The 8,798-nt window shown below is 64.3% G+C and carries 11 protein-coding genes; 8 read left to right on the top strand and 3 right to left on the bottom strand.

The genetic code is table 11. The features are described 5' to 3' along the window. The first annotated feature begins 211 nt into the window (after positions 1-211). From ykgO to AC629_RS06325, 3 genes are all read left to right on the top strand, one after another. The gene (gene ykgO, locus AC629_RS06315; protein WP_006611362.1) at positions 212-337 is read left to right on the top strand and encodes a type B 50S ribosomal protein L36; all 126 of its coding nucleotides are present in this window, start codon (positions 212-214) and stop codon (positions 335-337) included. A gap of 108 nt (positions 338-445) precedes the next feature. Next, the gene (locus AC629_RS06320) at positions 446-1,087 is read left to right on the top strand and encodes a tetratricopeptide repeat protein (protein ID WP_084803878.1); all 642 of its coding nucleotides are present in this window, start codon (positions 446-448) and stop codon (positions 1,085-1,087) included. A gap of 113 nt (positions 1,088-1,200) precedes the next feature. Then, on the top strand, positions 1,201-1,461 hold the full coding sequence (locus AC629_RS06325) for a hypothetical protein (protein ID WP_084803879.1): 261 nt from the start codon (positions 1,201-1,203) through the stop codon (positions 1,459-1,461). 116 nt (positions 1,462-1,577) lie between these two features. Here AC629_RS06325 and AC629_RS06330 read toward each other — a convergent pair whose 3' ends face one another. Further along, a complete protein-coding gene (locus AC629_RS06330; RefSeq protein ID WP_084803880.1) occupies positions 1,578-1,760 on the bottom strand; it encodes a hypothetical protein in 183 nt (60 codons plus the stop codon). 330 nt (positions 1,761-2,090) lie between these two features. On the opposite strand from AC629_RS06330, the gene AC629_RS06335 reads away from it, so the two are divergent. Further along, positions 2,091-3,047 carry an alpha/beta fold hydrolase gene (locus tag AC629_RS06335; protein ID WP_084803881.1) on the top strand — a complete coding sequence of 319 codons (957 nt, stop codon included), beginning with the start codon at positions 2,091-2,093 and terminating at the stop codon, positions 3,045-3,047. Between the two features lie 20 nt (positions 3,048-3,067). Here the strand turns inward: AC629_RS06335 and cycA are convergent, their stop codons facing one another. After that, positions 3,068-3,463, bottom strand: a complete 396-nt coding sequence (gene cycA / locus AC629_RS06340; RefSeq protein WP_084803882.1) for a cytochrome c-550 CycA — start codon at positions 3,461-3,463, stop codon at positions 3,068-3,070. A gap of 264 nt (positions 3,464-3,727) precedes the next feature. On the opposite strand from cycA, the gene AC629_RS06345 reads away from it, so the two are divergent. After that, positions 3,728-5,221, top strand: coding sequence for an FAD-linked oxidase C-terminal domain-containing protein (locus tag AC629_RS06345; protein WP_084803883.1), 1,494 nt, complete (start codon positions 3,728-3,730; stop codon positions 5,219-5,221). A gap of 32 nt (positions 5,222-5,253) precedes the next feature. Beyond that, complete coding sequence (locus AC629_RS06350) at positions 5,254-6,417, top strand: acyltransferase family protein (RefSeq protein WP_084803884.1); 1,164 nt, start codon at positions 5,254-5,256, stop codon at positions 6,415-6,417. A 48-nt stretch (positions 6,418-6,465) separates the two neighbouring features. Here the strand turns inward: AC629_RS06350 and AC629_RS06355 are convergent, their stop codons facing one another. Next, positions 6,466-6,804: a putative quinol monooxygenase gene (locus tag AC629_RS06355; protein WP_084803885.1), complete on the bottom strand. Its 339-nt coding sequence runs from the start codon at positions 6,802-6,804 to the stop codon at positions 6,466-6,468. 239 nt (positions 6,805-7,043) lie between these two features. Between AC629_RS06355 and AC629_RS06360 the strand changes: the two genes are divergently transcribed. Both AC629_RS06360 and AC629_RS06365 read left to right on the top strand, forming a co-directional pair. After that, positions 7,044-8,282, top strand: coding sequence for an FAD-binding protein (locus AC629_RS06360; RefSeq protein ID WP_084803886.1), 1,239 nt, complete (start codon positions 7,044-7,046; stop codon positions 8,280-8,282). Continuing rightward, the coding region (locus AC629_RS06365) for a 4Fe-4S dicluster domain-containing protein (protein ID WP_143198947.1) at positions 8,279-8,798 on the top strand (520 nt) is incomplete at its 3' end. The genes AC629_RS06360 and AC629_RS06365, both read left to right, overlap by 4 nt.

The raw sequence follows: 8,798 nt of genomic DNA on the forward strand, positions 1-8,798 counted from the left end.
GGTGGTTCCGGCGGAGGGACCGTTTCAAGCCTATCCCGAGGTTAATGCGCTTCGAGAGGCCCGTTTGCATTGACATCGGGTCCCCCCATGCCTTAAGAACCGCCCCGTCCCGGGCGGTCGTCCGCCGGCGGGAAAAATCTCATTTTGCCACATTCGCGCGTGCCGAAACGGTAGTGCCGAACACGGCCTTTCGAACGTTCAGGATTCTGCCATGAAGGTCCGTAACTCGCTGAAGTCGCTGCGCGGTCGCCATCGCGCCAACCGCCTGGTCCGCCGCAAGGGCCGGGTCTACGTGATCAACAAGGTGCAGCGCCGCTTCAAGGCTCGTCAGGGCTGATTTCGCCCTGCCGGACGCCTCGCGCGCGCCTCGCAAGACCACGGTCTCACACGAGTTTGACGCCGCCCCTGCTTTGCAAGGGCGGCTTTGCGCGTTTAGACTTTGACCATGGCTGTGAGATTCCCTTTTGCACACACCCTGTGTCTGGCCCTTGTCCTGGGAACCGTAGGCCTTGCTCCGGCCCTGGCGCAGGATGATGCGCCGGCTCCGCCCGGCAAGCAGCAGAAGAAGCTTCCCGAGGCGCCGGCCAAGCTGCCCAAGGTCGATCGCACCAAGAATCTCGATTTCCTGTTCGGCGCACTGAAGGCGGCGCCGGACGAGGTCAGCGCCAAGCATGTCGAGGCACGGATCTGGGCGATCTGGCTCCAGACCCCGAGCGACACTGCTGCGCTGCTGATGGAGCGCGCCAGGACCGCTGTCGACGCACAGAAGATCGACATCGCGATCAAGCTGCTGGATGCGGTCATCAAGCTCAGGCCCGATTACATCGAGGCCTGGAACCGGCGCGCCACGCTCTATTACATGCAGAACGACTATGGCCGCTCGCTCGCCGACATCCAGCAGGTGCTGATCCGGGAGCCCCGCCATTTCGGCGCGCTCGCAGGCCTCGGCATGATCATGCAGGAGGTCGGCGACGATAAGCGCGCGCTCGAGGCCTACCGCAAGGCGCTCGCCGTCAACCCGCACCTCGAGAAGATCCCCGAGCAGGTCAAGGCGCTGACCGAGAAGGTCGAAGGCCGCGATATTTAGCCGACAAGTCGAGCGAGTGCGGCGGAGGCAGATTAACCACGATGACACGCGCCGCATCGCAAGGGGTATTGGTGGCACGGCCGCAGGCCTACCTTCATGGCAGGAGCACAGCCATGAAGCGTTTGATCCTTGCAGGTAGCTTACTCTTGGCGTCGGGAACGGTGAGCGTGGCCGACGGACTGTTCTGGGTGGTCGGCAACCGCGGCACCGGGAAATGCAACATCGTGACCAGCAATCCCGTGATCAACGGTGACATCTGGTTCGGCGACGGCCCCTACAAATCGAAGGCCGATGCCAAGCTTGCCCGCTCGACGATCCGTGCCTGCCCAGCGGTTACGCCCGATGACGAAAAGGACGAGGACAGCTCGAACTAGCTGTCCGCCTGAGCGTCAGAGCGTTTTCGAGCGAAGTGGACACCGGTTCGCGTAAAGAAAACGCTCAAAACAAGAATCTAGAGCCCCGTTCCGATTCCATCGGAACGGAAATGGCTCTAGTGCAGGGCGCTGCCGCCGCGTTCGGCGAGGCCCTGATCGGCCGCTGCCGCGTAAGCCTTTGCAAGCTCCGCCTCGAGATGCTCGTTGATCAGGAGCAGCGCTCGCACGGCACCACGCAGATCGCCGTTGCAGCTCGCGACGATCTCGTCGATCGCAGTGTCGTTGGATCTGAAGCTCATCGAAAATTCTCCGGTTCAAATCAGGACAAATCCTACCGGCCTTTCCCGCGTCCCCTGAGGATGCGAGGATGATCGGCGCCCACCCGCGTCTAAATACCGGAACCGACCATGGCGATTATATGGACTCCGCGATGACGACCGCATGAAGCTGTTTCGAGGCTTGCGTGTCGTTGGATAACAGCGTTGATTTCATTGAATTTTTTGGTTTGGCAATTTTGCACATATCCACAGCCCCGGGATTTCCCGTGGAAGTGCTGAAGCTGGCGGAGCGAAACTGCCGCCTCCAAGACCCGTAACTGCAATGCGCCCTGGATTTCCCGGACTCTCTCCATGATCGTGATGTCAATTGTGGCGGCGCTGGTTGTGCTGGCGTTGGTCACTCAGGCCGGCGTCGTCGCCGTGCAGCGCGCTTTTCCGCCTCAGGGGCGGATGGTCGATGTCGACGGCGCGTCACTTCACATCGTCGACATTGGTCCGCGCGATTCGGGCCTGCCGATCGTGATGCTGCACGGCGCGAGTTCCAATCTCGAAGCGATGCGGCGGCCGGTCGGCGATCTCCTCGCCAAAAACCATCGCGTCATCCTGTTCGATCGTCCCGGCCATGGCTGGAGCACGCGCGCGCGGCGGCACGATTCGACGCCGCAGATCCAGGCGCGGATGATCGATCAGGCGCTCGGCAAGCTCGGGATCGATCGCGCGGTCTTCGTCGTGCATTCCTGGAGCGGCGCACTCGGCGCGCGAATGGCGCTCGATCATCCCGGCCGCGTCGCCGGCCTCGTGATGCTCGCGCCCGTCACCCATCCGTGGCGCGGCGGCGTCGGCCGCTACAACGAGATCATCGCAACGCCATTGATCGGCCCGCTGCTGGCCTACACCATCACGCTGCCGCTCGGTTATTTCCTGACCGAGCCCGGTGCGCGCGACGTGTTCCTGCCGCAGATGATGCCGGACGGGTTCGTGCAGGATTCCGCGACGCCGCTGCTGCTGCGCCCGCGCGAATTCATCGCCAATGCCTATGATCTGGTGACGCTGAAGGAGGCCGTCGCCGCGCAAGCTCTGCGCTACGGCGAGATCAAAGCGCCGGTTACGATCATCGCCGGCGAGCCCGACAAGACCGTGTCAACCAGCATCCACGCGCGCCCGTTTGCCGCGATGGTGCCGAATGTAAAGCTGATTGCGCTGCCCGATCTCGGCCACATGGTTCAGAACGCGGTGCCGGATCTGGTGAAGACCGAGATCGAGACGATGATCGGCAAGATCGTCGCCGCGCAGGCGGCCGCCGATTAGCGGCCGCCCCTTTGGCGCGCTTACTGCTTGATTTTTCCGTCCTTGTCGAACTGCGAGACGAAGGACCAGAGATTGTTGATCTCGGTCTCGTTCTTGATGCCGGCGAACGCCATCTTGGTGCCGGGGATCTTGGCCTTCGGGTCCTTGATGTATTCCTTGAACGTGGCTTCGTCCCAGGTGATGCCGGAATTTTTGTTCGCGTCCGAATAATTGTAGTCCGGCGCGGTCCCCGATTTGCGGCCGTTGAGGCCGTTGAGCTCAGGGCCGACCTTGTTCTTGGCGCCTTCGCCGATCGCGTGGCAGGCCAGGCATTTGTTGAATGACGTTTTGCCGGCCGCGACATCCTGCGCCATCGCGGCGGGGGCGGTGGCAGTCACGGCGAGGATCATCAGTGCGCCAAAAGTCAGCTTTGTCATCGGGTGCTCTTCGTCTCTTCCCTGGTGGGTGGGCCTAGTCAGTCTCTTGCCCGGTCGGCAATCGTCGGACTTGCCGCTTTTGGCAGGCCCGTCCGGCTTCGACAAGCCACGAAACCATGACAGGTTTCACGATTTCCTACTTGTCCCAGAGCGAACTCGCCCGAGATCGTTGGTCCGACGTTCGGATGGCCTACCCAAACCACCGCGGACGTGGTTGATTTGCCGCGACAATTTGTTCGCCTTGGCGAGCCGGAAGGATATGCCATGACCATCATGATGCCTGCGAGTGACCAGGCGGTGCTCGCGCGCCGCGCTGAGATCGTTGCTGCATTGCGCGCAATTGTGCCCGGCGAGGGCGTGATCGACAGCGCAGCCGAGATGCGGGCCTATGAATCCGACGGGCTCACCGCGTATCGGCAGCCGCCGATGGTCGTGGTGCTGCCCGATACGACCGAGCAGGTCTCGCTGATCCTGAAATATTGTGCAGGGCAGGGCATTAAGGTGGTTCCGCGCGGCTCCGGCACCTCGCTGTCCGGTGGCGCGCTGCCGCTTGAGGACGGCGTGCTCTTGGGGCTCAGCAAATTCAAGCGCATCCGCGAGATCGATTTCGACAACCGTGTCGTCGTCACTGAGCCTGGTGTCACCAATCTGGCGATCAGCCAGGCCGTCGCGCATGCCGGCTTCTACTACGCGCCCGACCCGTCCTCGCAGATCGCCTGCTCGATCGGCGGCAATGTCGCGGAGAATTCCGGCGGGGTGCACTGCCTGAAATACGGCATGACCACCAACAACGTGCTCGGTTGCGAGATTGTCCTGATGAGCGGCGAGATCCTGCGCATCGGCGGCAAATCGGCGGAGAACCCGGGCTACGATCTCATGGGCGTCATCACCGGCTCAGAAGGCCTGCTCGGGGTCATCACCGAGATCACGGTGCGCATCCTGCAAAAGCCGGAGACGGCGCGCGCGCTGATGGTCGGCTTCGCGGAAGTCGAGGCGGCCGGCGAATGCGTGGCGCGGATCATCGGCGCCGGTATCATTCCCGGAGGCATGGAGATGATGGACAAGCCGGCGATCCACGCGGCGGAGGCCTTCGTCCATGCCGGCTATCCGCTCGATGTCGAGGCGCTGCTCATCATCGAGCTCGACGGCCCCAAGATCGAGGTCGATGAACTGATCAACCGAGTCGAAGCCATCGCGAACGGTTGCGGCTCGACCACCTGCCAGATCTCGACCTCGGAAGCCGAGCGCAATCTGTTCTGGGCGGGCCGGAAAGCCGCGTTTCCGGCCGTCGGCCGCATCTCGCCAGATTATCTCTGCATGGACGGCACCATCCCGCGCGGCGCGCTGCCGAAGGCGCTCGCCCGCATCCGCGAACTGTCGGAGAAATACCAGCTCGGCTGCGCCAACGTATTCCATGCCGGCGACGGCAATCTGCATCCCCTCATCCTCTACGATGCCAACAAGCCCGGCGAGATCGAGCGCGCCGAGGCGTTCGGCGCCGACATCCTGCGCTGCTGTGTCGAGTTCGGCGGCGTGCTCACCGGCGAGCATGGCGTCGGCATCGAGAAGCGCGACCTGATGCCCGACATGTTCAGCGAGATCGACCTGAACCAGCAGCAGCGGCTGAAATGCGCCTTCGATGCGCAGGGCCTGCTCAATCCCGGAAAGGTGTTTCCGACGCTGCACCGCTGCGCCGAGCTCGGCCGCATGCATGTCCATGCCGGCAAGCTCGCGTTTCCGGACATCCCGCGGTTCTGAGGATTTTTTGGCATGTCGGTCCAGGTGGCGGCATGGCGGACATCCCGGTAGACACGACGACAGCGGAGCCGGCCGCGGCGCACGCCCCGCCGCGGCTCCTGTTCATCGACAACATCCGCTGGTCCATGATCCTGCTCGTTCTGAGCATGCACGCGTCCGACACCTACAGCCCGTTCGGCAATTGGTACTACGTGGACCGGCAGGCGACGGGCTTCGGGACGGCGCTGTTCTTCGGCATCTACCAGAGCTTCCTGCAGGCGTTCTTCATGGCGGTGTTGTTCTTCATCGCCGGCTATTTCGCTGCGGCATCGTTTGACCGGAAGGGGTTTTCGACCTTCGCCCGTGACCGGTTGTTCCGACTTGGCGTGCCGACCCTGGTCTACATGTTCGTGATCGGTCCGCTCACGCAGTATTTCCTGTCGCACACCTGGGGGCGCGGCGGCTTCGGCCATCAATGGTTGACCCATCTTGCGGATGGCGAGTGGCTGTCCGAGACCGGGCCGATGTGGTTCTGCGCCGTGCTGCTGCTGTTCTCGCTTGTCTACGGCCTGATCCGGCGGTTGGGATGGCAGGAGCGGGCGGTTGTGCTGCGCGGACCGATGGTCGTGGTCTTCGTGGTGCTCATGGCGGCCGCCACCTTTGCCGTACGCATCGCCCTGCAGGCCGGCACGTCAGTGCTCAACGTTCATCCCGGCGATCTGCCGCAATATCTTCTGATGTTCGCGGCCGGGGCCCATGGTTATCGCGGCAACTGGATGACGGGGCTTGCCGAGCGTTCCTGTCTGCGCTGGGGAGCGCTGGCGCTGGCCGTCTCGGCGCCCTTGTTCGCGGCGCTGGTGCTGTTTGGCGGCGGCCTCGAGGGCGACACCGCGCTTTATGCGGGCGGCTTCAACCTCGTCAGCGCCGGCAAGTGCCTGTGGGAGGCGCTCGTCTGTGTCGGCATGGGCTTCTTGATCCTGGCCGTCTACCATCGCTATTTCGGCACACAAGGTCCGGTCGCCAAATGGCTCTCGGACAATGCGTTCGGCGTCTACCTGATCCATCCGCCGATCCTGATCGGCTTTGCCTTGTTGCTGCACGCGTTGTTGCTTGGTGCGATTACCAAGGCGATCCTGCTGACGATGCTGGCGGCAGTCGGGAGCTTTGCGGTATCCGCCCTAATCTTGCGGAGATCACCGCTGCGCGCGATCATTTAGAGCGGCGCGCGCCGCGGTCCTGACCGAACCGCGGCGTGCAGGCGGCATTTACAGCAGCGCGTATTGCGCCCGCTCGCGCCTTGCCAGCAACGGCAGCGCCCGGCCTGCGATGTGGGTCTTGAAGTGCGCACTCTCCTGGTGCGCCTTGAAAGCGGCCTCGTCGCGAAACAGTTCGTAGAACAGGAACTGTGCCGGGTTCTCCGTGCCGCGGCTGATCAGGAACAGCTTCACGCCAGGCTCGCTTTGTGCCTCCGGCAGGAAGCCACGCAGGATCTCGGCGACATTGTCGGCCTGTCCCTCCCTGGCTTCCCACTGCGCCACGACGAGAAGGCCGCCGCCGCTGGTCGCTTCGCTGACTGTTCGCTGCTTCATTGCCTGTGCGTACATGTCGGAACTCCTGTTAAGAGGGCGTCTGGAACAGTTCGATCAATAGCGAAGTCTGGAAGGGAATGGTTCGATGGTGGACGAAGTGACGATGTCGTGCCCGAATCGGCCCGGCCGTCATCCGGCGTGATCGGGATGGCGGTCTATCTGCCGCATCGCATCCAGGGAGCGGCGCTTTCGGGCGCAAGGCTTTGGCGCGAGAAATTTGATTTTCGTTAGGAATTTGGCTACCGCCTTTTCCCGTGGATACGCTCAAGGTCAGAGACGCCAAAGACGTCGAAGAGGTAGTGCGCGCGGCGATTGCCAATGAGCAGCCGCTCGAGATCATCGGTCATGGCAGTAAGCGCGGCATCGGCCATGCGATGGCGACCAACGCCGTGCTCGACGTCTCCGCGCTCAACGCCGTCACCTCCTACGAGCCCAACGAGCTGATCATCACGCTCCAGGCCGGCGCGCCGCTGGCCGACGTGCTGTCGCTGATCGATGCCAAGAACCAGCAATTCGCCTTCGAGCCGATGAACACCGCGCCGCTCCTGGGCACTCCGGCGCTCGGCACCATCGGCGGCATGATCGCGGCCGGGCTCGCCGGTCCGCGGCGCATCAGGGCGGGCGGGGCACGCGACCACCTGCTCGGGGCGCACGCGGTCTCCGGCTTCGGCGACAGCTTCAAGACTGGCGGCAAGGTGGTGAAGAACGTCACCGGCTACGACCTCTGCAAGCTGCTGGCGGGGTCCTGGGGTACCCTGTCGGTCATGACCGAGGTCACGCTGAAGGTGATGCCGAAGCCCGAAGCCGAGCGGACGCTGCTGCTCCGCGGGCTCGACGATGTCGCCGCCAACAAGGCGATGACCGCGGCGCTCGGCTCGCCCTTCGACGTGTCCGCCGCCGCGCATCTGCCGAAATCGGCGTTCCGGGCCAAGACCGACGGACTTGGTGATATCGCGGGCCAGGGCGAGGCGCTGACCGTGCTGCGGCTCGAGGGGATCACGGCTTCCGCCGCCCACCGCGCCGGATCGCTGCGCGAATTGCTGGCGCCGTTCGGGACCGCGACGCTGGTCGAGGACCTGGCGTCCGCGGCGCTGTGGGCCACGATCCGCGACGTCTTGCCCTTCGCGACAAGCGGCGCGTTGGGGGCCTGGCCGGTCTGGCGAATCGTCTGTCCGCCGGCATCAGGTGCGGCGCTCGGGACGCAATTGGCGCGCGAGACCGGGGGCGACGTGATCTACGATTGGGGCGGCGGGCTGATCTGGGCGGCATTGCCGCCGAAGCCGGACGCGCACGCCCCGGTCGTGCGCCAGCGCGCGGATGCCTTGGGCGGACACGCGATGCTGATCCGGGCTGCCGAGGATGTCAGGCGCGATGTCGACGTTTTCCATCCGCAGGCGCCCGGCATTGCCGCGCTGAGCGAACGGGTGCGCACCAGCTTCGACCCGAAATCCATTCTCAACCGGGGCCGGCTGACGCGGGGCGCTGCGGCATGAAGACCGAATTCTCACTGGCGCAGCTCGCCGACCCCGATACCGCGGAAGCCGACAAGATCCTGCGCGCCTGCGTCCATTGCGGCTTCTGCACTGCAACCTGTCCGACCTATGTGCTGCTCGGCGACGAGCTCGATAGCCCGCGCGGCCGCATCTACCTGATCAAGGAAATGCTGGAGAAGGACCAGGCGCCGACGGCGGAGGTGGTCAAGCATATCGACCGCTGCCTGTCGTGCCTGGCCTGCATGACGACCTGCCCCTCCGGGGTGAACTACATGCACCTCGTGGACCAGGCCCGGGTCAGGATCGAGCAGCGCTATCAGAGGCCGCTCACCGAGCGGCTGCTGCGCCAGGTGCTGGCCTTCGTCCTGCCGGACCCGAAGCGCTTCCGCGCCAGCATGTGGCTGGCGCGGCTGGCCCGCCCGCTTGCCGTATTCCTGCCGACGCCGAGGCCGTCGGCCACGCCAGGCCTGATCCAGCGCCTCAAGGCGATGCTTGCGCTGGCCCCACACCGCCTGC

The sequence above is a fragment of the Bradyrhizobium sp. NAS80.1 genome, assembly GCF_001908205.1.
Taxonomy (GTDB): Bacteria; Pseudomonadota; Alphaproteobacteria; order Rhizobiales; family Xanthobacteraceae; genus Bradyrhizobium.